Source organism: Paraburkholderia sp. BL23I1N1, from assembly GCF_003610295.1.
Taxonomy (GTDB): domain Bacteria; phylum Pseudomonadota; class Gammaproteobacteria; order Burkholderiales; family Burkholderiaceae; genus Paraburkholderia.
Window position 1 is genome coordinate 6,027,895 of record NZ_RAPV01000001.1, and the last position, 26,063, is coordinate 6,053,957.

At 62.2% G+C, this 26,063-nt stretch carries 20 protein-coding genes and 2 pseudogenes; 15 read left to right on the top strand and 7 right to left on the bottom strand.

Annotated features, from left to right (window positions below; translation table 11 throughout):
* Positions 1 to 143: 143 nt before the first annotated feature.
* Positions 144 to 2,160, top strand: a pseudogene (locus B0G76_RS28200) (glycoside hydrolase family 28 protein).
* Positions 2,161 to 2,266: 106 nt separating this feature from the next.
* Here B0G76_RS28200 and B0G76_RS28205 read toward each other — a convergent pair.
* Positions 2,267 to 3,559 (bottom strand): MFS transporter, encoded by a 1,293-nt coding sequence (locus B0G76_RS28205; protein ID WP_120295396.1) that lies wholly within the window; start codon positions 3,557 to 3,559, stop codon positions 2,267 to 2,269.
* A 33-nt stretch (positions 3,560 to 3,592) separates the two neighbouring features.
* Entirely contained in the window at positions 3,593 to 4,420 is an 828-nt protein-coding gene (locus B0G76_RS28210; RefSeq protein WP_120295397.1) for an NAD(P)-dependent oxidoreductase, read from the bottom strand.
* Positions 4,421 to 4,827: 407 nt separating this feature from the next.
* On the opposite strand from B0G76_RS28210, the gene B0G76_RS28215 reads away from it, so the two are divergent.
* Positions 4,828 to 5,367: a DUF2867 domain-containing protein gene (locus B0G76_RS28215; protein WP_120295398.1), complete on the top strand. Its 540-nt coding sequence runs from the start codon at positions 4,828 to 4,830 to the stop codon at positions 5,365 to 5,367.
* 81 nt (positions 5,368 to 5,448) lie between these two features.
* Here B0G76_RS28215 and B0G76_RS28220 read toward each other — a convergent pair whose 3' ends face one another.
* Positions 5,449 to 6,270: an alpha/beta fold hydrolase gene (locus tag B0G76_RS28220; protein ID WP_120295399.1), complete on the bottom strand. Its 822-nt coding sequence runs from the start codon at positions 6,268 to 6,270 to the stop codon at positions 5,449 to 5,451.
* A 565-nt stretch (positions 6,271 to 6,835) separates the two neighbouring features.
* Between B0G76_RS28220 and B0G76_RS44185 the strand changes: the two are divergent.
* From B0G76_RS44185 to B0G76_RS28245, 5 genes and pseudogenes are all read left to right on the top strand, one after another.
* Positions 6,836 to 7,006, top strand: a pseudogene (locus tag B0G76_RS44185) (helix-turn-helix domain-containing protein); the annotation flags it as partial.
* Positions 7,007 to 7,293: 287 nt separating this feature from the next.
* Complete coding sequence (locus B0G76_RS28230) at positions 7,294 to 8,706, top strand: cytochrome ubiquinol oxidase subunit I (protein WP_120295401.1); 1,413 nt, start codon at positions 7,294 to 7,296, stop codon at positions 8,704 to 8,706.
* Positions 8,707 to 8,729: 23 nt separating this feature from the next.
* Positions 8,730 to 9,734, top strand: coding sequence for a cytochrome d ubiquinol oxidase subunit II (gene cydB, locus B0G76_RS28235; protein ID WP_120295402.1), 1,005 nt, complete (start codon positions 8,730 to 8,732; stop codon positions 9,732 to 9,734).
* Positions 9,709 to 9,900, top strand: a complete 192-nt coding sequence (locus tag B0G76_RS28240; RefSeq protein ID WP_120295403.1) for a hypothetical protein — start codon at positions 9,709 to 9,711, stop codon at positions 9,898 to 9,900. The genes cydB and B0G76_RS28240 overlap by 26 nt, the downstream gene beginning before the upstream one ends.
* 339 nt (positions 9,901 to 10,239) lie before the next feature.
* On the top strand, positions 10,240 to 11,013 hold the full coding sequence (locus tag B0G76_RS28245) for a response regulator transcription factor (RefSeq protein WP_120295404.1): 774 nt from the start codon (positions 10,240 to 10,242) through the stop codon (positions 11,011 to 11,013).
* Between the two features lie 42 nt (positions 11,014 to 11,055).
* Here the strand turns inward: B0G76_RS28245 and B0G76_RS28250 are convergent, their stop codons facing one another.
* The gene (locus tag B0G76_RS28250) at positions 11,056 to 12,840 is read right to left on the bottom strand and encodes a hybrid sensor histidine kinase/response regulator (RefSeq protein WP_120295405.1); all 1,785 of its coding nucleotides are present in this window, start codon (positions 12,838 to 12,840) and stop codon (positions 11,056 to 11,058) included.
* Between the two features lie 288 nt (positions 12,841 to 13,128).
* On the opposite strand from B0G76_RS28250, the gene B0G76_RS28255 reads away from it, so the two are divergent.
* From B0G76_RS28255 to B0G76_RS28265, 3 genes are all read left to right on the top strand, one after another.
* A complete protein-coding gene (locus B0G76_RS28255) occupies positions 13,129 to 13,920 on the top strand; it encodes a hypothetical protein (protein ID WP_120296887.1) in 792 nt (263 codons plus the stop codon).
* Between the two features lie 206 nt (positions 13,921 to 14,126).
* Positions 14,127 to 17,537 (top strand): alpha/beta fold hydrolase, encoded by a 3,411-nt coding sequence (locus B0G76_RS28260; protein ID WP_120295406.1) that lies wholly within the window; start codon positions 14,127 to 14,129, stop codon positions 17,535 to 17,537.
* Between the two features lie 204 nt (positions 17,538 to 17,741).
* Entirely contained in the window at positions 17,742 to 18,455 is a 714-nt protein-coding gene (locus B0G76_RS28265; protein WP_147394094.1) for a hypothetical protein, read from the top strand.
* A gap of 28 nt (positions 18,456 to 18,483) precedes the next feature.
* Here B0G76_RS28265 and B0G76_RS28270 read toward each other — a convergent pair whose 3' ends face one another.
* Both B0G76_RS28270 and B0G76_RS28275 read right to left on the bottom strand, forming a co-directional pair.
* Positions 18,484 to 19,929: an FAD-binding oxidoreductase gene (locus tag B0G76_RS28270; protein ID WP_120295408.1), complete on the bottom strand. Its 1,446-nt coding sequence runs from the start codon at positions 19,927 to 19,929 to the stop codon at positions 18,484 to 18,486.
* Positions 19,926 to 20,915, bottom strand: coding sequence for an isopenicillin N synthase family oxygenase (locus B0G76_RS28275; RefSeq protein WP_120295409.1), 990 nt, complete (start codon positions 20,913 to 20,915; stop codon positions 19,926 to 19,928). The genes B0G76_RS28270 and B0G76_RS28275 overlap by 4 nt, the downstream gene beginning before the upstream one ends.
* 298 nt (positions 20,916 to 21,213) lie before the next feature.
* Here B0G76_RS28275 and B0G76_RS28280 point away from each other — a divergent pair, with 298 nt between their 5' ends.
* From B0G76_RS28280 to hutC (B0G76_RS28300), 5 genes are all read left to right on the top strand, one after another.
* Positions 21,214 to 22,041 carry a transporter substrate-binding domain-containing protein gene (locus tag B0G76_RS28280; protein WP_120295410.1) on the top strand — a complete coding sequence of 276 codons (828 nt, stop codon included), beginning with the start codon at positions 21,214 to 21,216 and terminating at the stop codon, positions 22,039 to 22,041.
* 103 nt (positions 22,042 to 22,144) lie between these two features.
* Positions 22,145 to 22,795, top strand: a complete 651-nt coding sequence (locus tag B0G76_RS28285; RefSeq protein ID WP_120295411.1) for an amino acid ABC transporter permease — start codon at positions 22,145 to 22,147, stop codon at positions 22,793 to 22,795.
* A 29-nt stretch (positions 22,796 to 22,824) separates the two neighbouring features.
* A complete protein-coding gene (locus B0G76_RS28290) occupies positions 22,825 to 23,487 on the top strand; it encodes an amino acid ABC transporter permease (protein WP_120295412.1) in 663 nt (220 codons plus the stop codon).
* 20 nt (positions 23,488 to 23,507) lie between these two features.
* Positions 23,508 to 24,377: an amino acid ABC transporter ATP-binding protein gene (locus B0G76_RS28295; protein ID WP_120295413.1), complete on the top strand. Its 870-nt coding sequence runs from the start codon at positions 23,508 to 23,510 to the stop codon at positions 24,375 to 24,377.
* Positions 24,374 to 25,123 carry a histidine utilization repressor gene (gene hutC, locus B0G76_RS28300; RefSeq protein ID WP_120295414.1) on the top strand — a complete coding sequence of 250 codons (750 nt, stop codon included), beginning with the start codon at positions 24,374 to 24,376 and terminating at the stop codon, positions 25,121 to 25,123. The genes B0G76_RS28295 and hutC (B0G76_RS28300) overlap by 4 nt, the downstream gene beginning before the upstream one ends.
* Before the next feature lie 61 nt (positions 25,124 to 25,184).
* Here the strand turns inward: hutC (B0G76_RS28300) and hutC (B0G76_RS28305) are convergent, their stop codons facing one another.
* Positions 25,185 to 25,868, bottom strand: a complete 684-nt coding sequence (gene hutC, locus B0G76_RS28305) for a histidine utilization repressor (protein ID WP_120295415.1) — start codon at positions 25,866 to 25,868, stop codon at positions 25,185 to 25,187.
* Positions 25,869 to 26,063: the final 195 nt, after the last annotated feature.

Consider the following 26,063-nt stretch of genomic DNA (forward strand, 5'->3'; position numbering starts at 1 on the left):
TCTCAACGACAACAGTTTCACGCTCATTCTCAGCCTTCTATTACAAGTATTAAGGATGACTGACGACAAGAGAGACCGTTTCGATAACGACCTCCGAGTACTGACGATCACTCACAACGCCCGCAAAGGGCAAGGAGACATCCGTGGCAACTAAAGATAAAAACAACGGCAAGCCGGCAACATCGAGAATCCGCGACCGGGACGAGCCGAACTCACCTAATCGCAGAGCGTTTATTGTGCTCGCAGGAACCTCCGCAGGCGCAACCCTGCTAGGCGGACTGTCCGCTTGCGGCGGCTCCGTCACCGCTCCCACCACGACTCCACCGGTGGTGCAAGACCCGATCTGGGGCACCTCGGGCGCTGCGACGCAGATCATCGCGTCGCTCCAGAACATCACGCAGGCAATGTTCCCGGCGCGCGATTTTGTGGTCACCCAGTACGGCGCAGCGCCTTGCGCGGTCGTCGCCGCGACCAATCCGTACACGGGCGCGTCTTCAGTTGCGAGTCCGGGCTCGGCGCAAACCAATGCCGCGAACGCGCCCGACGCGAGGCCCGCGTTTCTCGCCGCGATACAGGCATGCAATGCGGCCGGCGGCGGCCGCGTGGTCGTGCCGGCCGGCACGTGGTATTGCGCCGGCCCGATCGTCCTGCTCAGCAATGTTAACTTCCACCTCAGCGCGAACTGCACGATCTATTTCAGCCCTAACCCGGCGGACTACGCGAAAGACGGCCCGGTCAACTGCGGCGCGAACGGCAACCTCTTCTATAGCCGCTGGCAGGCGAACGACTGCCTCAATTACGGCTCGCCAGTCTACGCACGCAATCAGACCAACATTGCCCTAACCGGCGAAGACACTACGTCAATTCTCAACGGCCAGGCGATGACGCCGTTCGCCGGAACCGGCAACACCGCCACCTGCTGGTGGACCTACAAGGGATCGAACGGGGCCTACGGCTGTGTGAACTCGTCGACGCCCTCACAGGCCTACATCAATCCGAAGAACGTCGACCTTAAAACTGCTGCACCCCGGCATCTCCGACGCGCTGTACACGCTGTTGACAAGCCCTACGACACCCTGGCAAGAGGATCAAAACTACCTGCCAGCTTTGTCCGAAGCGGGCGTGCCGATCGCACAGCGGATTTTCGGCATCGGACATTATCTGCGTCCGTGCATGGTCGAGTTTATTGGTTGTACGAACGTGCTGATGGAGAACTATCACACCAACAACACGCCGTTCTGGCAGCACCACCCAACCGATTGCAAGAACGTCGTGATTCGCGGCGTGATGGCTGACAGCATCGGCCCGAACAACGACGGATTCGATCCGGACGCGTGTAACAACGTTCTCTGCGACAGCGTCACGTTCAACACCGGCGACGACTGCATCGCGATCAAGTCAGGCAAGGACCTCGATACGCAGTATGGTCCCGCGCAGAATCACGTGATCCAGAACTGCACGATGAATAGCGGCCACGGCGGCATCACGCTCGGCAGTGAAATGGGCGGCGGTGTGCAGAATATCTACGCGCGCAATCTGCAGATGCTGAATCAGAACTGGGCCACCAATCCGTTGAACATCGCGATCCGCATCAAGACGAATATGAATCGCGGCGGCTTCGTGAAGAACTTCTATGTCGATACAGTCACGCTGCCCAACGGCATCAATCTGAAAGGCGGCGGCTACGGCAGCGCGTTGCTGAGCGGCAGTCCGATCAATGGCACGGTGCCGGTGGGCGTCGTCACGGCGACGGCGGGTAATCCTTCCGCATCGCAGGGCGGTCTGATTACGTTCGACTGCGACTATCAACCGGCAAACGACGCCATTCGCACTCGCCCCGCGGTTGTACAGAACGTGAATATTTCCAACGTGCAGGCGAGCAACGTCACGCTCAACGGGGTAACGGGTTCATGTTTTCAGGCAATCGTGGCTCAGGGACCAGTCGCCTTCGACTACAACGGGCCCGCCCCAACGCCGTCCGTTCCGCCAATCAGCGGCGTCACGATCTCGAACTGCAACCTGGGCACGGCGGTCTCCGCCGGGCCCGCAAGCGCTACGACACCGGGGCCGATCTATGCGTACAACGTCAATGCAATCACGTTGAAAAACGTGATCATCGGTTCGACGACTTACAACACGACGGTCGTCGATCAACGTTAAGCGAGAGGTAAAACAAATGGCGGCGCCCTCGGGCGCCGCCATTTTTCCATTTTCCTTCATTACCCGGCGCGATTCGCGGCCGGTCTAAATCGTTACTCAAAATTCCTCACTTGACCACAGCAGTCGCAGCCCCCCAACGCGGATCCGGCACCTTGTCGCCGCTGCGGGCCAGCAGGCACACCACAGCCGCCGCGATAATGTCGAACACCGCCAGCACCACAAACAACGGGCTATATCCGATCTGCGTGACCAGCACGCCGAACAGCGCTGTGAACGCCGCCGCGCCCAGGTAGCCCGCCATGCCGCCCATGCCCGTGGCGGTAGCGACTTCGTTCTTGCCGAACATGTCGGAGGTGATCGCGTACAGCGCACCCGACAGGGTCTGGTGGGCAAAGCCGCCGACGCACAGCAGCGCCACAGCGGCATAAGGACTCGCCACCAGTCCGACGCAGGCCGGCCCGATCATGCAGAGCGCGCCAACGACAAAAACCATCTTGCGCGACGTGAACAGCGAAACCTTCGCGTGCTTATGGAACAGCGGGCTGAGGTAGCCGCCGAGCACGCAGCCGATATCCGCCGCCAGAAAAGGCATCCACGCGTACAGCGCGACTTCCTTCAGGTTCATGTGCCGCTCGGTCATCATGTACAGCGGGATCCACGCGTTGAAGGTCTGCCAGGCCGGCTCGGAAAGAATCCGGGGAATGCCGATTGCCCAGAAGTCGCGGCTGCCGAGCATGGCAGTCCAACTGCGTTTGACCGCGCCGAGGTCACTGTGCTTTGCCTCCTGTCCGCTGAGGATGTAATTCCGCTCGGCGTCGCTCAACAGCTTCTGCTTCTGCGGGTGCTTGTAAAGCAGCATCCACAGCACGCTCCAGACAATCCCCGCCACGCCGACGATCAGAAACGCCCAGTGCCATTGACCATGCAGCAACGCCCAGACGACCAGCGGCGGCGCCAGCAGCGCGCCGACGGACGAACCGATATTGAACCAGCCGATCGCAACGGAACGCTCCTTGGCCGGGAACCATTCGCTCGTCGCCTTGACGCCGGCAGGGATGCCCGCCGCTTCGGCGATACCGAGCACGCCGCGGAAAAACGCCAGGCTGCGCCAGCCCGTCGACCATGCCGCCGCCGCACAGGCCAGCGACCAGGCCAGCGCGAACACCGCAAAGCCGATCTTGGTGCCGACGGTGTCGAGCACATAGCCCGCGACCGGTTGCATGAACGCATAGCAAAGTTGCCACGCCACCACCACGTGCGAATACTGCGCGGTCGTGATGTCGAGGTCCTTCATCAACGTCGGCGCCGCCACCGACAACGTATTGCGCGCAAGGTAATTGATAATGAGCCCGGCCGCGACCAGAGCGACCATCCACCAGCGGATGCCCTTGATTTTCATGACTGCGTCTCCTCGTATTCCTTAACTTACCGATCAGCGCGGCTGGCCCGCCGTGTCGTTGCTTGCGGCGTCGTCTCGCGAGTAATCGATACCGACGAAGCTGCCGCCCTGGTAACGCTGACCCAATGCATCGAGCGGATTCGGTCGTGGCAGTATTTCCTCGGCGTAGGCCTCGGCGTCCTGGGTCGGCAGATAACCGAGGCGCGCGGCGCCACTGTTGTCCCACCAGCTACGCTTGTTGGCCGACACGCCCCACACAGTGATGAAGCCGATGTCTTCCGCCTCGACACAGCGGTCGAGGAAATGCATCAGGTCGCGATGACCGAACCAGGTGCTCAGGTGCCGCTGCTCGGTCGGCCGTTCGAGACAACTGCCGATGCGCACGCAAATACTCTCGATACCGTGCTTGTCCCAATACATGCGCGCGAGTGCTTCGCCCCACACCTTGCTCAGGCCGTAGAAACCGTCCGGGCGCAGCTCACAGTCGAGACTGAGATGCCTGGAGACCGGATACATACCGATCGCATGATTGGAGCTGGCGAACACCACGCGCCGAACGCCTTGCCGACGCGCGCCTTCGTAGACCTCGACCAGCGCGCGCAGGTTGTTATCGATGATTTCCGGGAGCGGACGCTCCACGCTCGTGCCGGCGAAGTGAATCAGCACGTCGACGCCCTCCAGCAGGCGATCCACGACGGCCGGATCGCGCAGGTCGCCGTGCATCACGTCCTCGCCTTCCGCCAGCGGCACCAGGGCTCGCGAGCCCGCGGCCGAACGCAAGTTGATTCCACGCGCGATCAACGCCGCGCGCACTACCGAGCCGAGCTGGCCGCCGGCCCCACTCAGGGCAATCTTCTTCATAAGGTTCCTTAACAGCGCTGTGCGCGATTGAGCCGGAGGACGGCAAGCGGTCGAGCCGTGGTGGCATCGGGCCGGGAATGACCGACTAGTTGTACGATAACGTACTATTTACGATCTTCAGATTGATTTCAACTAGGCACTTACCCGCACCTGCTTTCGTCTCCGGGCAATTTATCTTTGATAAACAGACACGTACGGCCAATTTATTGATATGACGTCGTATAACATAAGACATGGATCATTGTGAAGTCATACGCCCGGTTGGCTCGATGGGCATTGCCGTTCGCGCGCTTATCGTCAAGCGTGCGTAGACTTGATGCGCATGCGCGTGATCGAACTGAACTTCGGCGCGCCCGCGGCAAAGTTGCCCTTCTCACCACGATCTATTTTCAGCACAGCACCTTCCCATGCCAGACGCCAACCGCTCCGTGCTTTCCGTCGCTGTGCCGGCCGAATCCAGCATAGCCCGCCTGTACGATGCCCCGGACCTCGCGGACGCGTACGCTGTCCGCTTGCCGGACAACGCAATTGACGATCCGGAATTACTCGCGCGCTTTCTGTTCGCACACCAGCCGGCATGGGTTGCGAAACTCTTGAGCTTGCGCGATGCGCTGGTCGCTCGCCTCGGACTCAAAACGGCGAAGCAGTTGCGCGCGGCAAGTTCGCACGCCTCCAGGGAACGGGTCGACTTCTTCAGAATCTACACGCGCAGCGCGCGCGAGATCATCCTCGGCGAGAACGACAGCCATCTCGACTTCCGGCTTTCGGTGTTGCAGCAAACACGCGATACGCGCGAAGGGAGCACGCGCTATTTGATCCTGTCCACCGTCGTGCACTGCCACAATGGGTTCGGGCGTTTCTATATCCTCGTCATCGCACCGTTCCACCGGCTGGTGGTTCGCTCGTCATTGCGCCGGGCGGCGCGCATCGGCTGGCCGACTGCCTGAGCGGCGCCGTCACAGGCGGGCACGGATGCGACTGACGCAAGGCAATCGCCGCACGCCGGCCGCACTCGCTACGCCAGCGTATTACGAGCTGATAAATTCCAGCAGATCGGCATTCACCTTGTCCGCCTCGACGGTGCACATGCCGTGCTGCCCGCCCGGGTAGACCTTGAGCGTGGCGTTCTTCACGATCTTCGCCGTCTTGCGGCCTGCCGCGTCGATCGGCACGATCTGGTCGTCGTCGCCATGCAGTACCAGAGTCGGCACATCGATCTTCTTCAGATCTTCCGTGTAGTCGACTTCGGAGAACTGCTTGACGCAGTCGTACAAGCCCTTGATCGAACCCACCATGCCTTGTGCCCAGAATGAATCGATCACGCCTTGCGACACCTTCGCGTTCGGACGGTTGTAGCCGTAAAACGGCAGCGCCAGATCCTTGAAAAACTGCGAGCGGTCGTCGACCACCCCCCGACGGATGCCATCGAACACATCGATCGGCGTGCCCTCGGGGTTGCCCTCGGTCTTGAGCATCAACGGCGGCACCGCACCGATCAGCACAGCCTTCGCCACGCGTTTCGTGCCGTGCCGGCCAATGTAGTGCGCGATCTCCCCGCCGCCGGTCGAATGGCCGACCATCGTGGCGTCCTGCAGGTCCAGGTGCTCGATCAGCGCGGCGAGATCATCGGCATAGGTATCCATATCGTTGCCGTCCCATGTCTGCGCCGAACGGCCATGGCTGCGTCGGTCGTGTGCAATCACGCGAAAGCCTTTGCTGCCGAGGAACAGCATCTGCGCGTCCCAGGCGTCCGCGGACAACGGCCAACCGTGCGAGAAGACAACCGGGCGGCCTTTGCCCCAGTCCTTGTAGAAGATTTCCGTACCGTCTTTCGCTGTGATCGTGCTCATCTGCTGACTCCTTTGGATGAAGTCTGCCGTCGCCGGCAGGTGGATGAAGCGTGCCTCTCAAACCATTCGGGCGCCACGAACCGTGCCGCCCGACGAAAACCGTTAACCGCGAATGCAGAACTCACTCGACGCGCGTGGATGGAGCATGGGAGAAAAACGACCGGCGATACACGGCGTGTCATGCTCACTCAAGCATGACACGGCCTGCAACACACTTTGATGACGGACCCACAAAGAACCGGACCGGTTCACGCGGTATTCGAAACAACTACCAGGAATGAAACAGCGGATGGCGATGCTGCGCTCATCCAACTCGAGCCTGCGGCGACTCTCGGAGGAACCGCCGGTTGGCAGTTTGCATGGTAGAAGCAAACTAGCCCGATGGCTAGCCGACAGGCTAATAGAAAGTCGGCACGAACGGCGTTATTGTCGGTTGGTGACGGGTGGCCCTTGATTCGCCATTCCCGCTCAACCAGCCAATGTCAAAGGAGACCTCTACCGTGCCGCGCTCAATATCGCGTCCCGCACGACCCGCACGACTCTACCCAGCCGAACAGCCAGTTGCGCCAACGCCGGTTTGACGCAGGCGCAAGTCGCCGAGCGCATGGGCACGAAAGCGCCGGCCATCACCCGGCTGGAACGGGCGCTGGCTTCGGGGCAGCACTCGCCTTCTATCGACACGTTGCGCAGATACGCGGCCGCGTGCGGCAAGCAACTGTTTATCTCGATCGCCTAACCGGCGCCCTCCTTTGCTGCAGCGCGGTCTATTGCCGCAGTTTGGTGCCGGCCACGAGAAACACACGCAAGCGCCTAATCAGAAAAACTTGATACCCATCAAGGCCTTGCCGTCTCAAAATCGAAAATTCGCGTGAAACAAGGTGGTTTTTTGACGCACGTCGCGACGCAGCAAAAAATCGTGCGTTCACCTACTCTTGCGCCATCTGCCCAGCGCAGTGCGCACCGACAACGGTCGACGCGCGTAGTCCGCCTTCGGGCACGACGCACCTTACGCACTTCACGATCATGAACTCCGCAATTTCGGCATTCGATCTCGCCCGCATTCAGTTTGCGTTCACCGTTTCGTTTCACATTGTTTTTCCGGCGCTCAGCATCGGCCTCGCCAGCTTCATCGCCGTCCTCGAATGGCGCTGGCTGAAAACCGGCAAGGCGTACTACAAAGATCTTTGCCTGTTCTGGTCGAGAATCTTCGCAGTCGCCTTCGGTATGGGCGTCGTGTCCGGCGTCGTGATGAGCTATCAGTTCGGCACCAACTGGTCGGGCTTCTCCAGCTTCGCCGGACCCATCACCGGACCGTTGTTGATGTACGAAGTCATGACCGCGTTCTTCCTCGAAGCGGGCTTCCTCGGCATCATGCTGTTCGGCTGGCAGCGCGTAAGTCCTCGCGCCCACTTCGGCGCCACGCTGATGGTAGCGATCGGCACGCTGATCTCGACCTTCTGGATTCTCGCGTCCAATAGCTGGATGCAAACGCCGCAAGGCTTTGAAGTCGTGAACGGCCGTGTCGTACCGCTCGACTGGTTCAAGATCATTTTCAATCCGTCGTTCCCGTACCGGCTCGCGCATATGGCGATCGCGGCGTTCATCGTTGCGGGGCTGGTGGTGTCGGCGGTGGGCGCATGGCATCTGCTGCGCGGCCGGCGCGATCCAGCCGTCAAGAAGATGTTCTCGATGGCGCTGTGGCTGCTCCTGATCCTCACGCCGGTTCAGGCATTCGTCGGCGATCAGCACGGTCTGAACACGCGCAAGTATCAGCCGGCCAAGATCGCCGCGATCGAGGGTCTGTGGGAAACCGAGAAAGGCGGCACCGCGCTGAATTTGTTCGGCATTCCGGATATGCGCGCGGAGACCACGCGTTATGCCGTGTCGATTCCGCACCTCGGCAGCCTGATCCTCACGCATAGCTGGGACGGCGAGATTCGCGGGCTGAAAGAATTCCCGCCGCAAGACCGGCCGAACTCGACCGTGGTGTTCTGGAGCTTCCGCATCATGGCCGGGCTCGGCGTGCTGATGATCCTGATGTCGTTCGCGGCATGGGCGCTGCGCCGCCGCGAACGCCTGTTCGAAGCGAAGTGGTTCCAGCGCGTCGCGGTCGCAATGGGCCCGAGCGGGTTCATCACGTTGCTGGCGGGTTGGGTCACCACGGAAGCCGGCCGTCAGCCGTGGGTGGTGTACGGCGTGATGCGCACGTCACAAGCGGTGTCGCCGCTCACCACGCAGCAGGTCGGCATCTCGCTGATGGCGTTCGTGGTCGTCTACTTCCTCGTGTTCGGCACCGGCATCTACTACATGCTCAAGCTGATGCGCACGGGTCCGGCACTGCCGGGTCACACACCGCACGGCGTGCCTGACCACACCCCGAATCAGACCGCGCGCCGCCCGCTGTCCGCCGCCGATCATCTGATCGACGCCGCCTAACCTCTCTGCCTGCGAGTAAGAAAATGGACGTAACCGTAGCGTGGGCCGCGATCATCGCGCTGGGCCTATTCATGTACGTGGTGCTCGACGGCTTCGATCTGGGCATCGGCATCGTCTTCCCGTTCTTCCCCGATGAGAAAGAACGCGATCTGATGATGAACACCGTCGCGCCCGTGTGGGACGGCAACGAAACCTGGCTGGTGCTGGGTGGCGCCGCGCTGTTCGCGGTGTTTCCGGTGGTCTACTCGACCGTGCTGTCCGCACTGTATCTGCCGCTGATCTTCATGCTCGTGTGCCTGATTTTCCGGGGTGTGTCGTTCGAGATTCGCGCCAAGGCCCAACGCACGAAACACCTGTGGGACCTGGCGTTCATCGGCGGCTCGGCGGGTGCAACGTTCTTCCAGGGCATTGTGCTGGGCGCGTTCCTGCAAGGCATTCCGGTGATCGACGGCGGCTATGCGGGCGACGCCTTCGGCTGGCTCACGCCGTTCAGTCTGCTGACGGGCCTCGGTCTGGTTATCACTTACGCGCTGCTCGGCTGCTGCTGGCTGGTTGCGAAAACCGAAGGCGATCTGCAACGCCGCCTGCATCGCGTGGTGTGGCCGCTGACGCTCGTGCTGCTCGGCTTCATCGCAATGGTCAGTCTGTGGACGCCGCTGCAAGATCCGACCATCGCGCAACGCTGGTTCCACGACAACCTGTTCTACCGTCTGCTGCCGGTGCCGTTCCTCGTGGCGATCTGCGCGTTCTTCATGCACCACGCGGTGCGTGCCCGGCATCACAACACGCCGTTCGTGCTGGCGCTCATGCTGGTGCTGCTCGGTTACGCCGGGCTGCTGGTGAGCTTGTGGCCGTATGCGATTCCGTCGAGCATGACGCTCTGGGAAGCCGCCGCGCCGCGCTCGAGCCAGATGTTCACGCTGGTCGGCGCAGCGGTAATTCTGCCGGTTATCATCGGCTATACGACGATGGGTTATTGGGTATTTCGTGGCAAGGTGCGACATGGCGACCAACATCACTATCACTAAGGACGCGGGCGCCAACGCCGCCCGCAACGCGTCTCACAAGCCGGCGCGCCGGCTGCCCGGCTGGTTGTGGTTCATCGCGCTGTGGTGCTTCGGCGTGGTCTCGGCCGTGTCGCTCGGTTTCGCGTTCAAGCTTCTGATGAACGCGACATTATTCGCAGTCAAATGAATCACGCATTGGCGTGATTTCATCTGGCGCGCATAACCTTCGGATTCCCGCGTGGAAGGCTTCAAAATTGTGTCACGCGGCTCGTCTACGTAACAAGCCGGAACCTATGCGCGGGAGACCAACCTTACGCATCATGCTGGTGCAGCTAACCAGCCGGCGATCATATAAATAGACTGATAATTATGCGGCGAACCGGAAGGCGCGCCGCGCCACCGATCGGCATATGATCGCGGGGTAGCCGGACATGACGCGAATCGAAAATAGAAGTAAAACGGGAAGTAATGGCAGAAGCACAGCGACGGTAGTCCACAACGCGCAGGCCCGACTCGCGGAGACATCATGAAGTTTCTTGTGGCCGACGACCATGAACTGATCCGGCAAGGCGTCAAGGGGCTGCTGCGCGGCCTCGATCCCGACGCGCAATTCGACGAAGCCGAAAGCTGGGAAACACTCGCTGCCGCCGCGCGGCCCGACGCCGACCACGACCTCGCCATCGTGGATCTGCATATGCCGGGCATGAGCGGCGCTTCGTCGCTGGAATTGCTGTTGAAGGCGAACCCTGCGCTGCCGGTGGTCGTACTCTCCGCCGAAGAATCGCCCGACGAAATGCGCGCGGTGCTGGCCGCCGGCGCGCTCGGCTTCGTGCCCAAACGGCAACCCGCCAGCGTCATGCTCAAGGCGATCGAACTGGTCCTGTCAGGCGGCGCCTATGTGCCGATGGAAGCGCTCAGCCTGCTGGGCTCGCGGGAGACGCAGACTTCTTCATCTGCGCGCGCCGAGGCGGCGGCCGAGCTTGCCGCTCAAGGCGCCACGGGGGGCGCCGCTCACGCCTCGACTCAGGGCGGCACCGCGCTGACCGAGCCGATTATGCAAATCCAGGCGCTGCAGCCGCACCAGCAACATTTGCTGGAGAACCTGTCGCCAAGACAGCAGGACATCATGCGGCTTGTCCATCGCGGCTGGACCAACAAGATGATCGCGCGCGAACTGGGCGTCGCGGAAGGAACGGTCAAGGTTCATCTGTCGGTAATCTTCCGGGCGCTCGGTGTGCACAACCGCTCCACGGCGATCGCCGTGATCAACGGCTGGCTCGAAGCCGGGAGAACCCTGTAACAAGTCGATGGGCGGCGCTCATGCCGTCCTTCAATCCACCCTTCAAGCCGCCCGCCCTTTATCCAGCTCCGCCTGCTGCCACAGCATTTCGAGGGTGCGCCGCAAGCGCGCCGGCGTGACCGGTTTGTGCAGCACCGGAATCCCCTGCAAGGCCAGCGCCGCGAGTTCCGCCGACGCCATATCGCCCGTGATCAGCAAGGTCACCACGCCTTCGTGCCCCGCCCGCGCCAGCACATTGCGCACGGCCGACAGCGCTTGCGCGCCCGTTCGGTGATTGGCCAGCTGGTAGTCGCATAACACGGCATCCGGCACGAAGCCGTCTTCCAGCGCGACGAGCGCGTCGACCTCGTCGCGCGCGCCGTGCACGATACATCCCCAGCGTCCGAGCAGACTGGTGAGGCCTTCGAGAATCGACGGTTCGTCGTCGATGCATAGCACGCGCCGACCTTGTGCCGACAGCCCGCCCGCCACCGTCTCGTTCAGGCTCGCGACAATCCCGCCAGCCTCGCCCGCCTGCACCGGAAAGCGGAATACCGAGCCGCGCCCGGGCGCCGAGCGCAGGTGCAACTCGCCACCGAGCATCTCGATCAGACGCTTCACGGTCGGCAGGCCCAACCCGTGCCCCTGACGCGCGTCGCGCTGCGGATTGGCGACCTGATAGAACTCTTCGAAAATGCGTTGATGCTCTTCGGCCGGAATGCCGATGCCGGAATCGCGCACCTCGATATAGCCGCCCGAAGAACGCCCGGCGCGGCGATAGCCCACCCAGATCGCCCCTTCCTCGGTATAGCGCACCGCGTTCGAGAGCAGGTTGCTCAGCACGCGTTCGAGCAGCACCGGATCGTCATGCAGGACCACCGAGGACGGCGCGATCCGCAGCGCCAGACCCTTGGCCGCGGCTTGCGGACGGTACTGGCTGCCGACCCGCTCGAACAGTTCCGAAAGCCGGAAATGCAACCGGATCACCTGGGTCACGCCGCTTTCGAGCCTGGCGAGATCGAGCACCTGGTTGAACAGCTGGTTCAGCGCCTCGACGTTATAGACGATGTGCTGGGCCGTTTTCACATGCTGGACCGGCGTCGCGGCCGTGTCGTTGAGCGAAGCCGCCAGCAGCCCGATTGCGTGCAGTGGCTGGCGCAAATCGTGGCTTGCGGCGGCAAAAAAGCGCGTTTTGGCGAGACTGGCGTCTTCGGCGACACGCTTTTGCGCCGCCAGCGATTCCGCCAGGTACTGCTGATCGACACGCGCCTGCACGACCTGCTGGAACAGCTTGCGATAGCTCAGCGCATAGACGTTGATGGCGCAGAAGAAAAACGCGAGGACGATCGCGAGAATCGTGCGATCGAACGTGTGCGTGCCGAAATGCAGCAGGATCGACGGAAATAGCAGAAACGGAATCGCGGTCGAAAAGTTGAGCAGATCGAAGCCGTTCGACATGAACACGCCCGCCGCCAGCGTGACGAGCATCACCGTGTGCAGCAGCGGCAAATCGGTTTGCGGACTTTGAAACGCGAACCACACCGCCAGACCCGGCGCGCTATACAGCAGCACGCCGCGCACCGCGTGGAGGTTGATCCAGCCGCGCGGCGTGACGAGGTGCGGGTAGCGCCGATTGCAGATCCACAGCGCGAGGCCGCCGCAATTGGCCACCGCGTAAAACCCGAAGCACGCCACGAACAGATGCGGCGACGGGACGTTCGGCCAGTAGATCGCCACCAGCACCGCGATCGAAAACCAGTGCGAAAAGAAGGCGATCGGATCTTGCGCGTAGAGCACACGCACCAGGTCTTCGTCGATTGCACGCTGGATCGGGTCGGCCCGCGTCATGCGGTCTCCTTGTCGACCGGAGTTAGCGCTTTAGCTGTCGGCCAGAGTTGGCGCTTTAGCGCTTACTCTGGCCCCATGCAAAGCACTTACTCCGGTCCCATGCAAAGCTGTGGACCGGATGGTTTACCCGGCAGTTTACCCATCAGCTACCACTTAATCCATATAGGCGAAGCCGTCGCCGGAAACCATACTGGGTTCATTCCAGCGCGGCCTACAGTTTCAATACTCCTTCCCTGCCTGCAGTCGAGGCTCTCCGCGCTCCTGGCCTTTCCCTTTATGGAGGTTTTCATGGGCGCAGTTCCGAGCCACGCGTTCGTCCGCAATCTCGACGATGCGATCCTGCCCGACCTGTGGCGCCGGCGTACCCAGTTGTCCGCCGACGAAATGGTGTCGATGGTCGATCTGGTCAAACGGGCGCTGCGCACCTATCACCCCCTTGAATTGCAGGCGCTCGGCGAAGACAAGGAAGAACTGGTTGCGCAGTTCATCTACGCGAAAGTACTGCGCCTCGCGCCCGGCCACACGGAAACCCATGCCTGCGCCGACAGCGCGCCGTCCAACGGCTACGCATTGTGCGCGTATTTTCGCCGTTACCTGATCGACTGCCTGCGCAGCGCCGGCCATCAACGCAATGTGTCGATGGAAAATGAAGGCATGGCGCAGGAAATCGACCTGCACGCGCAAGCGCTGGAAGACCCCGTGGAAAGCGTGTTGCTGCAATACGGCCTCGACGAACAACGCGTGCGGCTCGCGGCGCGCACTTTTATCGACAGCCTCGACGAGCCGGAGCGCATTGTGCTGGCCGGCAGCCTCGGCTGGTGCTCGGAAGAAAAAGGCGGCCTGTCGGCAGTCGCGACTCAGCATCGTGTGCCCTCGTATCACTATCGTGCCGTCAAACTTGGCGTCACCATGAAAAAGACGGCCGGCGCCGACGAATTTTCCAATACCAAGATCGGCCGCTGGCTGACCGACGAACTCGGCATCGAGATCGTCATCGACAATCGCGCGGTGATTCTGCTCGCGTTGAACCTGCTCGCCGCCGAATCGAGCGACAGCGAGATGAATGAAGTAGCCGCCTAATAGCGCGCCGCGCAAACTGGCGCGGGCCGGCTGCGGCTTTTTCTTCCTTCCGGACATCGGGCACGCTCCACGCACGCGCCCCGTACGATGCGCCTTTTTTTGTCTCCGCGCACCGCCTACGATAAAAAAGCTGCAGCCGCAGGCCGTCTTCCTTCCGAAGTCCGGGTTCCCCTACCCGGCACCCCCTTCCTGACGAGGTAGTTCTCATGAACCGCTTATCGAGCGCCCTGACAGCAATGCAGCCGCATTACGACGTGGTGGTGGTGGGTTCGGGATATGGCGGGGCGATTGCCGCGAGCCGCATGGCGCGCGCCGGCGGAAGCGTGTGCGTGCTGGAACGCGGGCGCGAATTCATGGCCGGCGACTATCCGCGCACGCCGCTCGAAGGCGCCGCACAGGTGCAATACAACACCGCCCTCGCGCAAATCGGCTCGCCGCTCGCGCTGCTCGAAGTACACGTGAACGAAGACGTGAATGCGGTGGTGGGCTGCGGACTGGGCGGCACGTCGCTGATCAACGCGAACGTCGCGCTCGAAGCCGAACCGCGGCTATGGGATGACAACCGCTGGCCCGAAGCACTACGCGCCGACAAGGCGGGACGCGACCAGGGCTACGAACTTGCCCGCGCCATGCTGCAGCCGTCGCCCGTATCCGGCGATTTTCTGCAATTGCCAAAACTGCAGGCGCTCAAAAAATCCGCGCAGGCGCTCGGGATGGAAGATCGCTTTTACCCGCCACCGGTCACTGTCACCTTCGAGAACCGCATCAACGCTGCGGGCGTCGAGCAGCGAGCCTGCGTCGGTTGCGGCGATTGCAATTCCGGCTGCAATTACGATGCGAAAAATTCGACGCACATGAACTATCTGCCCGATGCGGTCGCGCACGGCGCCCATATTTTCACGGGCGCAGCGGTGCATTCCGTGTTGCGCGACGCAGCCACGCAGAAGTGGACCGTGGGCTTTCAGGAGGTAAGCCTCGGCCGCGAGAGTTATGACGCACCTGATCTGTTCGTGAGCGCCGATATCGTCATCGTGTCGGCCGGCACAATTGGTTCCACCGCTCTGCTGCTGCGTTCGCGCAAGGCGGGACTCGCCGTATCGGACATGCTCGGCAAACACTTCACCGGGAACGGCGACGTCCTGGCCTTCGCCTATAACACCGAGGAGGTGATCAACGGCGTCGGTTGGGGTGTCCATGAGAAAGGCGAATTCCCGCCGGTCGGGCCGACCATTACCGGCATCATCGACCACCGCAATACCCCAAACGTGAAAGACGGCTTCGTGATCGAAGAGGGCTCGCTCGCCGGGCCGGTCGGCGCCGCAATGGTTGCCCTGCTCGGCGGCGCCGCGCCGCTCGAAGGCGTCGACATTCCCGCGCCGCGCGACGCTGACGAACCCCTCGGCTACGACGCGCGCGTGATCGAGGGCCTTCTGCGCGGGCCCTATTACGGCGCCCTCAACCACACGCAAACCTACCTGGTGATGGCGCACGACGACGAAAGCGGCCAGATCAGCGTGAATGACGCAGGCAGGCCGCGCATCGACTGGCCAAACGCCGGCAAGCAGCCGATCTTCAGCACCGTCGAAGCGACGCTCGAGAAGGCGCAGGCGCCGCTCGGCGGCAAATCCGTGCGCAACCCGATTTCGACCAGGATGCTCAAAAACCGCACCGTCACCGTGCACCCGCTCGGCGGCTGCGGGATGGGTGAAGACGCGGCGCGCGGCGTCGTCGATCATCAGGGCCGGGTTTTCAGCAGCACGAACGGAAATGCGGTGCACGAAGGCCTGTATGTGATGGACGGCGCGGTCATGCCGATGTCGCTCGGCGTCAATCCGCTGCTGACGATTTCCGCGCTGGCGGAGCGCAATTGCGCGCTGCTCGCAAACGCACGAGGCTGGAAGATCGACTACCTGGCCAAGGGCACGGCCGCGACGCCGGCACCCCAACAGATCGGCCTGCGCTTCACCGAGACGATGATCGGCACGTATACGCCGGCCGTGGTGGGCGAAGCCGCCACCAGTCCGATCGAATTCACGCTGACCGTGGAATCGGACGACCTGGCCGATATGCTAAGCAATCCGCAGCATCTGGCCCACACCTCCGGCACCCTGACTTGCCCCGCCCTCTCCGCGCAACCCATGACGATCACCGAGGGCACATTCAACCTGTTCGTGGTCGATGAGTCGGATGTGGACGAGCGCAACATGAATTACCGCATGACGCTCAATGCCACCGAAGGCAAGACGTACTACCTGAGCGGACAGAAGATCATCACGCGGACGTCGCCGATCAATCTATGGGAACAGACCAACACGCTCTACGCGGAAATCCGCGAGTCGGCGCAAGCGGACGCGCCGGCGATCGGCAAAGCAACGCTGATCATCACGCCCGAGAATTTCCTCAAACAGCAACGCACACTCGAAGTCACCAACGCGCCCGATCTTGAAACGCGCCTCGAATGGACCCTGAAGTTCGGCAAGTTTTTCGCGGGCGTGCTGTTCACCGAATACGGCAGCGTGGCCGCGCCCTTGCAGTTTTTTGATCCGAAGGCGGCGCCGCGCCTGAAGCGCGTGCTGCGCGCACCCGCGCCGCAAGTGGTTTTCTTCGACACGCCCGACGGGACCACCCTGCGGTTCACGCGCTACGCCGGATCGCCCAGCAAACCGCTGCGCCCCGTGCTGCTGATCCACGGTTCGGGCGTGTCGAGCCGGATCTTTTCCACCGATCTGATCACGACCAACCTGGTGGAATATCTCTGTGCGGACGGCTACGACGTGTGGCTCGTCGATCTGCGCGTCAGCATCGAAATGCCGAGCGTGCTGGTGCCGACCAACGTGGACAAAGTCGCTCGCGAGGACATTCCGGCCGCGGTCGCTAAAGTGCGAGCGTTGACCGGCGCGCCGGATATTCAGGTGGTGGGCCATTGCATGGGTGGGTTGGCGTTGACCATGTCGCTGCTATCCGGCCTCGAGGGCGTGCGCTCCGCGGTCATCTCGCAGGTCTCGGCGCATCCGGTGCCGGGCACGCTGGAAAAGATCAAGTGCGGGTTGCATATCCCGGACATCATGGCGCATCTCGGCGTGCTGGATCTGACCGCTTTTACGGAGCACAGGTCGTGGCCCCATAACCTGCTCGATGAAGCGTTGCGGTTCTACCCGCTCAATCACAAAGAAGGTTGCGGCAGCCCGATCTGCCACCGGGCGACCTTCCTCTACGGCCTGCTCTACGAGCATGAACAATTGAGCGAGACGCTTCACTCGAACCTGCAGGAGTTGTTCGGCGTGCACGACATCGAGGTATTCAAACATCTGGCCGCCATGGTACGGGCGGGCAAGGTTGTCGATGCCGAGGGCAAAGACGTTTACCTGACGGGTATGGACGGCATGAAAGGCCTGGAAGGCATGCGCCTGCCAATTGGTTTTATCCACGGCGTTAGAAACGAAACCTATCTGCCGAGGAGTACCGAACTCACGTACGACATGCTGGTCAAGCGGTTTCCTGAGCAGCCGTATGAGCGGCATCTGATTCCCGGCTACGGGCATATTGACTGCATTTTCGGCAAGAACGCGGTAGTGGATGTTTATCCGGTGATTGCCAGGTATCTGGATGCACATTGAGGCACACTCGAGGCACGCTTGCCGGAACACTCTTTTACGTTCGATTCGCAAAGCGGCATAGAATCTGCCCGGCGGGATGACAACCTAAACGAACAATACGAGTGATTCGACATGCGGCAGATGAGTTTCGGCGAGTGCGCCGGTAAATCGTGGTTGGGTACATGGCAAATCGTAACAACGATGCCGTTTTTCTTGCTGAGCTTTATGGCGGCCCTAGCCTGTACGTTCGCTTTTCCCGATATTCTCACCGCTGCAGCGGCACCGGATGCAGGCGCTCACGAGGCGATACGCGCTGCGCCCGGGTCGAGCGTGATGAACCTGGCGCGCGTGTTCATCGGCGCCCTGCTATCCGTCAAGATTCATCGCACGGTGCTGCTAGGTGAAGGAGAAAAGCCGCTGTTTCCAGCCCAGCGCCGCGTGGTGCCACGGTATGTTGGCCTCTACATGCTGATCGGCGTAGCGACGCTGTTGTTTGCCATCGCCATCATGCTGACAGGAAAGTTCGTATTCAATCTGCCGGTTGCTTCGCCAGCCACACTCCTGCTTTCATTCGCCGTCGGCCTGTTTATCGCCGTACGGCTCAGCCTGCTGTTCCCCGCCCTGTCGCTTGGCAGCCGCTTTGCGTTGAAGGCCGCGTGGCGCGACAGTCGAAAGCATTTCTGGCAGATAGGCGGCATGATGTTCTTCGTGTCAGCGCCGCTGATGGTGATCGGCATTGCCGCCGCGCTCGCCTTGAAACCGCTCCTTGAAGGATTGCATCCGGTGCAGCAGCTCATGCTCATTGCAGCGGGCCAGGCGTTTTTGAGCACGCTGTTCTCGGTGCTGAGTGCCGTCACGCTGTCTTGGCTTTACGCCCGTTTCGCCGGCGAACTGCGCGCGCTTGTCAGCGACCAGCCGGTCGGCGAGCTCGCGCCCTGAACGGGTCACGCACGCGCCGCCTCGCTTATTAGAACAGCTTGCCCGGATTCAGAATCCCGTGCGGGTCCAACGCGTGTTTGATGGCGGCCATGGCGGCCAATTCAGCGGGTGAGCGCGAGATCGGCAAGAACTCGCGCTTGAGCAAGCCGATCCCATGTTCCGCCGACACCGAGCCGTGCAAGGACCTCAGCATCTCATAGACGAACGCATACACGGCATGGTGATCGACGCCGGGGATCGAATGTCCGTCGACGGTGACATGCAGATTCGAATCGCCGATATGGCCGAAGAAATACGACGCGTTGCCGGGCCAGCGCTGATCGAGCGCCGCTCGGCAACGGTCCACGAAAGCGCCGATCTCACCGATCGGCAAGCTCACGTCGAAGTTGATCGCATCCAGCCGCACCGGAAACTCGGCGGTGCATTCGCGAATCGCCCATAACGCGCGTACGTCGGCCACCGATTGAGCGATCACCGCGTCGCGGATCGCCTTTGCTTCGAGCGCTTCGGTGAGTGCGGCAGAGAAGCGTTCGCCGTCGTCGCCCACGTCGAAGCTCGCATGTTCGATCAATGCATAAAGCGGATGCGAGTCGGCGAAGGGCGAGCGCGTGCCGGTCAGCTTCACGCCGAAATCGTAGAAATCCGGCCACATAATCTCGAACGCGCCGATGTCGTTGCCAAAGCGCGTCGACAGGCGGCGCAGCAGGTTCACGGCTGCCTCGTAACCGTCGAGTGCGACGAGCGCCGTATGGCGCGCCGCGCGTGGCGGATGGAGCCGCAGCACCGCGCGCGTGATTACGCCGAGAGTGCCTTCCGAGCCGATGAACCAGTGTTTCAGGTCGTAGCCGGTATTGTTCTTGACCATCTTGCCGAGCGAAGTCAGTACGTCGCCATTGGCGAGCACGACTTCGAGGCCGAGCACCTGATCGCGCGCGGTGCCTGACTGGATCACGCGATTGCCGCCCGCGTTGGTCGCCAGATTGCCGCCGATCTGGCACGAGCCGCGTGCGCCGAGATCGAGGGCGAGTTCGAAGCCGGCTTCGGCGGCGGCCTCCTGTGCGGTTTGCAAGGTGGTGCCGGCGCGCACGGTTAGCGTGCCCGAGGCGGTGTCGATTTCTTCGACGCCCGTGAGCCGTTCGAGCGACAGCGCGACATCCGTCGAGCGGGCAATCGCGCCGCCCGCGAGGCCGGTCATGCCGCCCTGCGGCACCACCGGTTGATGCGCTGCGTGACAAATCGCCAAGGCGCGCGAGACTTCTTCCGTGCTGCGCGGCAAGAGCAGCGCGGCGGGACGCGTCGGATCGTGGCGTGTCCAGTCGGTCATCGCGTGTTCGCCGATCTGATCGCCGGTACGCACCGCGTCGGCGCCGAGCGCGGCACGTAGCGCATCGAGCGTTGTAGAAAGGGGTGCGGCGCTGCGGGTTGCGTTGCCTGCGTTTCCCGCCACGTCACTCGCCAAACGGTCATCTGTCATGCAGGAGTTCCTTGCGTGCCTTCAACGGCCGCTTTCTTTCGATAACCCATCGAATCATTGATCCGCCCAAGGATGTAATCGCCCGCGGAGACCGGTTGGTACCTGAGATCGGAGTCGCTCGTACCAAGCTCACGCGGATCGACCATCGCGCCGTAAGTGGGATCATAAAACGTCGCGATCGAATAGCGCTCGCGCCCCGACGTATTGATCACGCGATGCAAGGTGGAACGGAAACGGTCATTGGTCCAGCGCGCCAGCAGATCGCCGACGTTCACCACGAAGCTGCCCTCGATCGGAGGCGCATCGACCCACGTATCGTTGGCGATCTCACGCACCTGCAAGCCGCCTACCTGGTCCTGCCACAGCAAGGTAATGCACCCGTAGTCGGTATGCGGCGCGACGCCGAACTGATCCGCGTCCGGCTGGGGCGGCTGCGGCGGATAGTAGACCATCTGCGTGCGCTGCATCCGCTTCGTATAGCGCGGCGCGAAGAAGTGCTCGTCGACGCCGAGACTCATTGCCACCGCCCGCAGCAGATCGGCGCCGCATGCCGCAACCGCTTCGTAATAACCGTAAAGCGCGGGCCGCAATTCCGGCATGAAATCCGGCCAGTTGTTCGGCCCACGCAGCGCCTGGCCCGCACGCACGTCGGGATCGTCCTCCGGCAACTCGAGGCCGATGCTGAAGAACTCCTTGTAGTCGGGACGCTTCGCCTGATACATGGTGGCGTCGCCGAGCGCGTTGAAACCGCGATGCCGTTGATTGACCGCCGCGCGCCGCTTCGTCTCAACGGGAAACGCAAAGAACGTGCGCGCGGCCTGTTCGGCGGTATCGATGACCGTTTGCGGCACGCCGTGATTGACGATATAGAAGAAGCCGATCGTCGTGCACGCTTCGCGGATTTCGTCCGCCACGCGCGTCAAAGCCTGCGGGTCGCACGCGCGAACGCCGGCAAGATCGATGATCGGAATGCGGGTCACGGGCATTGCGCTGCTCCCTGGAAGGCGGACCAATTCAACTGATGAAAGAGGCATGCGAACCGGCTTGCGAACCGGCTTGCGAAGCACGCGTGACAAGCTCGCACGCCCCAACCATTCTCGTTGTATATACCGCCAAAAGCACACCCGCAAGTTCCTTCTCGGAGCTTCACGTAAGGGCTTTTCTCTAGTCACGCGAATATTTATTTTGCACGGAAACTGCGGTATATACTGCCTCGCATAACTCGCGCAAGGCCCGCTGACGAACCGCTTTCGCACGAGACCGCTTTGCCAACCGGAGAATCCCATGAGCATCCTTGCAGGCTGGAAGTGTCGTTTGATCATGCTGGCGTTGTGCGCGGCAAGCGTCACCGCCCACGCGGAAGACCAGCTCGCCAAAGTGAAGAAAGCCGGTGAACTGGTAGTCGGCACCGAGATGCAGTTCGCCCCCTTCGACTTCCTTGAAAACGGCCAGCAGGCCGGCTTCAATAAGGATCTGTTCGCCGAGGTCGGCAAGGAAATGGGCGTGAAGGTACGCTTCATCGATTTGCCGTGGCCGAGCGTGCTGCCGGGTCTCGAAGCCGGCAAGTTCGACATGGTGGGCGGCCCGCTGACGGTCACCAAGGCGCGCATGGAACGCTACACGTACACCCTGCCGATCGCGGACGCCACCGACGCCCTGCTCAAGCGCGCCAACGACGCCTCCGTCAAGCAATCGTCGGATATCGCCGGCAAGACTGTGGGCGCGGGCAAAGGCTCGGCCCAGCTCGACCAGTTGAAGACCTATGTCGCCACCTTGCCGAAGCCGCCTGAAATCCGCGAATACGTCGACAACAATCAGGCCTACGCCGACCTCGCCGCCGGCCGCATTGCGGCGGTCGCGAACTCGATGACCAACATCGCGTACGTCGCCAAGCAACGCCCCGAAACCTTCGCCGTCGTGCAGCCGCCGTTCGGCGCGAAAGTGTACTTTGCTTACTGCCTGCGTAAAGACGCGGATAGCAAGCCGCTCGCCGACGCCTTCGACGCGGCGCTCGTGAAAATGCACAGCGACGGGCGTCTCGCGACCTTGCAGAAAAAGTGGTTCGGCGTCGCAATGGATGCGCCGACTACGATGCCGGCGCCGAACTACTAATGCATTGATGGCTTGATGTGCCGCAACACGTGTTCCTGGTGTACGCGATGCGCGCTCTTCGACGAGCCGCATCGCCCTCTCCGTTCTAGCGAGTGCGACGCTTATGTTCAGCACAACCGTCTTCGTCCAGGGTTTGCCGCTGCTGCTGCATGCGGCGCTCGCCACCGTCGGCATTTCGCTGACCGGTCTCCTGATCGGTTTCTTCGTCGCGATCGGCGTGTGTGCCGCGCGCCTCTCGCCGAAGCGCGCCGCGCGCATGTTCGGCGGCGCTTACGTGTTCTTCTTTCGCGGCGTGCCGATGCTGGTGCAATTGCTGCTGGTGTACTACCTGCTGCCGTTCGCCGGCATTAACGTATCGCCCATCGTCGCGGCGCTCAGCGCCGTGTCGCTGTGTTCCGCTTCCTATATCGCCGAGATTCTGCGCGGCGGTTTCCTCAGCATTCCGCCGGGTCATCTCGAAGCCGCACGCATGCTCGGGCTTTCACCGTTCGATATGCTGCGCCGCATTCTGGTGCCACAAGCGTTCCAGTTGACGCTGCCCTCGCTCGTCAATGAAATGGTGCTGCTGATCAAGGCTTCGTCGCTGATCTCGGTGGTAGGGGTGGCCGAGTTGACACGCACCGCGCAGAATATTGCGGCGAGTACATATCGGCCGCTCGAAGCCTACCTCGCCGCCGGGTTGATTTACTTCGTGATCTGCGGCAGCCTCGCGCTCGTCGCGCATGCCGCAGAATATCGTTTGCAGCACGCCTGAGCAACCCTGAGCTCGAGATCGAATAAGCCATGCAAACGCTCGACCCCACTGTCATCACCCACAATCTGCAGCCGATTGCCGCCGGTCTCGCGACTACCCTCGGCACCTGGATCGCGGGCGTGGCGATCGGCATCCTGATCGGCTTTCTGATCGCCGTGCTGCAGCTCTTTTGCGGACGCTGGGTGCGCGGCGGTTTGCGCGTCTATATCGAACTATTCCGCGGCACGCCATTTCTGGTGCAACTGTTTTTGCTGTACTACGGCGGCCCTTCCATCGGCCTCACGCTCGAACCGATGACGGCCGGTGTGCTCGGCCTGGGCCTCTACGGCAGTGCGTATTTCGCGGAAGCATTCCGCTCAGGCTTTCAATCGGTGCCGCCGGGCCATCTCGAAGCGGCCTCCTGTCTCGGACTCACTCGCTGGCAAGCTGTCTTGCGCATTCAGGTCCCGCAAATGCTGGTGCTGATCGTGCCCGCGCTGACCAATCTGATTATCGTGCTGAGCAAGGAAACCGCGGTGCTGTCGATCGTCACCGTCCCCGAACTCACGTTCGTGCTGACCGGCATCGGATCGGCCACCTTCGCTTTCGTCGAAACGCTGCTGGTGCTGTGCGTGTGCTATCTCGCTCTGGTTGAACTGACCTCGCGTGTGGGCATGTGGGCCGAAACCCGCATCGCGCGCTTCATGGCATGAACGGAAATCCAGACCACCTTATGAACGCCATCGCCGACATGCCCTCCTCCGCGTCCGCCGCCGCCTTCGGTACGCCGCCCGGTGCGCCGCTGATCGAAGTACGCGACCTGAAGAAACGATTCGGCGAAGTCGAAGTGCTGCGCGGCATCGATCTCGAGATCGCCCGCTCCGAAGTGGTCTGCATCATCGGCCCGTCGGGCTCGGGCAAGAGCACGCTATTGCGCTGCCTCGCCGCGCTCGAAACTTACGATCAGGGCGACGTGCGTATCGAAGGCGAACTGCTCGGCTATAGCGAGCGCAATGGAAAACGCGTGCGAGCGACGCAGGGCGAGATCAATCGCGTGCGGCGCAACGTCGGCATGGTGTTTCAGCAATTCAATCTGTGGCCGCACATGACGGCGCTCGGCAATGTGATGGAAGCCTTGCTGCGCGTGCGCCATCTGTCGGGTGACGAAGCGCGCCGCCGCGCCAATGCGATGCTTGAAACCGTGGGCCTCGCGCACAAAGGCGACGCCTACCCGTCGAAACTCTCGGGCGGCCAGCAGCAGCGCGTGGCCATCGCCCGCGCGCTGGCGATGGAGCCGCACATCATGCTGTTCGACGAGCCGACCTCGGCGCTCGATCCCGAGCTGGTCGGCGAAGTATTGCAAGTGATGAAGCAGCTTGCGCGCGACGGCATGACGATGGCCGTGGTCACGCACGAAATGGGCTTTGCCGCACAGGTCGCCGACAAGGTCATGTTCATCGACCAGGGACGCATCGCGGTGCAAGGCAAGCCGCGCGAAGTCTTTCACGATGCGGGGCAGCCACGTTTGCGGCAGTTCCTGCAAAACTATTTCGACCGCAATGCGTTCTGGGCGCGCGGTCCTGACGATGTAGAGCCGCAATGAAAACCGCGCGCGTGACCACCGAGGCACCGGCCGCCCGCTACGAACAGGTCAAGAACCACATCCGCCAGATCATCGAATCGGGCGGGCGGCAGGCGGGCGAGCGTCTGCCGTCCGAGCTGGAGCTGGTCGCGACGCTCGGCGTGTCACGCATGACGGCGAACCGCGCGCTGCGCGAACTCGCCGATGAAGGCCTCGTCACCCGTGTGTCGGGCGTCGGCACCTTCGTCGCGCAAAGCAAGCCGCAATCCACCCTGCTGATGATCGCCCATATCGGCGACGAGATCCGCTCACGGGGTCACGAATACAGCTATGACACGGTCCTTTCACAACGCGAAACCGCGCCGGTGACGGTGTCGAACGCCTTAGGGCTCGCGCCTGGCGCTTCCGTATTTCATGTGATTTGCGTGCATCGCGAGAACGGTTTGCCGGTGCAACTCGAAGACCGCTACGTCAATCCGGCAACCGCACCTGACTTTCTGAAGCAGGATTTCTCCACGACGCGGCCGTCCGAGTATCTGTACGTGACCGTCCCGGCGCACGACGTCGAGCATGTCGTCGACGCGGGCCTGCCGACGCGCGCCGAAGCCGAGTTACTGGAAATTCGCGCCGACGAGCCGTGCCTGACGCTGATGCGCCGCACATGGACGAGCGGCGTTGCGGTCACGTTCGCGCGTTTCGTGCATCCGGGCTCGCGCTATCGACTGGGTTGCCGCTTCACGCCGGATCTGTCGCAGCGCCAGGGCTAGCGACGCGCACGCCGCGCCCTCGCCGGCGTCTTACCGGCGTCTTACCCGCGGGGCTTGCCGCTCAGACGTTGCCGGCCAGATGAAAACGCGAGGCCGGATGCCACAACTGCACCGACGTCGCCACATCGTCGCCCACCCACGTGCGGCGCCATAGCTGCAAGCAGGGTTCGCCGATCTCCATCGTCAGATGCCGCCGGACATACGCGTCGGGCTTCTGCGCATAAATGCGAAACTCAGCGCGCTGGATCGGTGCGAGCCGCACCATGTAGTGATTCGGCGTCTCGACGGTGAAGTCCTGTTGCAGGTAGTCGGGGAACACCTTCGGATTGACGTAGCGGTCTTCGTACTGGATCGGCTCACCCTCTTCGCTGTGCACGATGCACGAGTGAAAAGCCGGGCCGCTGGCGAGACCGAGCGATTCGAGCGCGTGCGGATCGTCGCTGGGTTCGAGCGTCAGGACGCGCGCTGAATGGCGGTGGCCGCGCGCGGCGATTTCGTCGGCAATATTGCGGATTTCCAGCACTGTCGATTCGTAGCGCCGCGGCGCGACGAACGTGCCGGAACCTTGCACCCGCGTCAGCACGCGTTCGGTGGTGAGTTCACGCAGCGCGCGCGATACTGTCATGCGCGCAACGCCAAATTCCTTGACCAATTCCGTCTCGGATGGGATCAGGCCGCCGGGCTTCCAGTGCCCTTCGCTGATGCGCCTGATCACGTAGCGCTTGATCTGCTCATAGGCGGGCATCGCCTTGGCGGGTGTCTCCTGGGTAAGGCCAGGACGGTCCTGCGTGTCTACGGTTTGCGCGTTTGTAATAGTGTTCACGTCGACCTCGTGGGTGGTACGCGGGGTGCACGGGTGGTGCACGGATCGTCCACATTCGCGCCGGTTCACCGGCGGGTAAGCCCGTTTACCGGCTCTGTCTCCATCAATACCGTTCCA

Coding starts and splice junctions, on each gene's coding strand:
- B0G76_RS28205 (WP_120295396.1), bottom strand. CDS start 3,559: ATGAAAATCAAGGGCATCCGCTGGTGGATGGTCGCTCTGGTCGCGGCC.
- B0G76_RS28210 (WP_120295397.1), bottom strand. CDS start 4,420: ATGAAGAAGATTGCCCTGAGTGGGGCCGGCGGCCAGCTCGGCTCGGTA.
- B0G76_RS28215 (WP_120295398.1), top strand. CDS start 4,828: ATGCCAGACGCCAACCGCTCCGTGCTTTCCGTCGCTGTGCCGGCCGAA.
- B0G76_RS28220 (WP_120295399.1), bottom strand. CDS start 6,270: ATGAGCACGATCACAGCGAAAGACGGTACGGAAATCTTCTACAAGGAC.
- B0G76_RS28230 (WP_120295401.1), top strand. CDS start 7,294: ATGAACTCCGCAATTTCGGCATTCGATCTCGCCCGCATTCAGTTTGCG.
- cydB (WP_120295402.1), top strand. CDS start 8,730: ATGGACGTAACCGTAGCGTGGGCCGCGATCATCGCGCTGGGCCTATTC.
- B0G76_RS28240 (WP_120295403.1), top strand. CDS start 9,709: ATGGCGACCAACATCACTATCACTAAGGACGCGGGCGCCAACGCCGCC.
- B0G76_RS28245 (WP_120295404.1), top strand. CDS start 10,240: ATGAAGTTTCTTGTGGCCGACGACCATGAACTGATCCGGCAAGGCGTC.
- B0G76_RS28250 (WP_120295405.1), bottom strand. CDS start 12,840: ATGACGCGGGCCGACCCGATCCAGCGTGCAATCGACGAAGACCTGGTG.
- B0G76_RS28255 (WP_120296887.1), top strand. CDS start 13,129: ATGGGCGCAGTTCCGAGCCACGCGTTCGTCCGCAATCTCGACGATGCG.
- B0G76_RS28260 (WP_120295406.1), top strand. CDS start 14,127: ATGAACCGCTTATCGAGCGCCCTGACAGCAATGCAGCCGCATTACGAC.
- B0G76_RS28265 (WP_147394094.1), top strand. CDS start 17,742: ATGGCGGCCCTAGCCTGTACGTTCGCTTTTCCCGATATTCTCACCGCT.
- B0G76_RS28270 (WP_120295408.1), bottom strand. CDS start 19,929: ATGACAGATGACCGTTTGGCGAGTGACGTGGCGGGAAACGCAGGCAAC.
- B0G76_RS28275 (WP_120295409.1), bottom strand. CDS start 20,915: ATGCCCGTGACCCGCATTCCGATCATCGATCTTGCCGGCGTTCGCGCG.
- B0G76_RS28280 (WP_120295410.1), top strand. CDS start 21,214: ATGAGCATCCTTGCAGGCTGGAAGTGTCGTTTGATCATGCTGGCGTTG.
- B0G76_RS28285 (WP_120295411.1), top strand. CDS start 22,145: ATGTTCAGCACAACCGTCTTCGTCCAGGGTTTGCCGCTGCTGCTGCAT.
- B0G76_RS28290 (WP_120295412.1), top strand. CDS start 22,825: ATGCAAACGCTCGACCCCACTGTCATCACCCACAATCTGCAGCCGATT.
- B0G76_RS28295 (WP_120295413.1), top strand. CDS start 23,508: ATGAACGCCATCGCCGACATGCCCTCCTCCGCGTCCGCCGCCGCCTTC.
- hutC (WP_120295414.1), top strand. CDS start 24,374: ATGAAAACCGCGCGCGTGACCACCGAGGCACCGGCCGCCCGCTACGAA.
- hutC (WP_120295415.1), bottom strand. CDS start 25,868: ATGCCCGCCTATGAGCAGATCAAGCGCTACGTGATCAGGCGCATCAGC.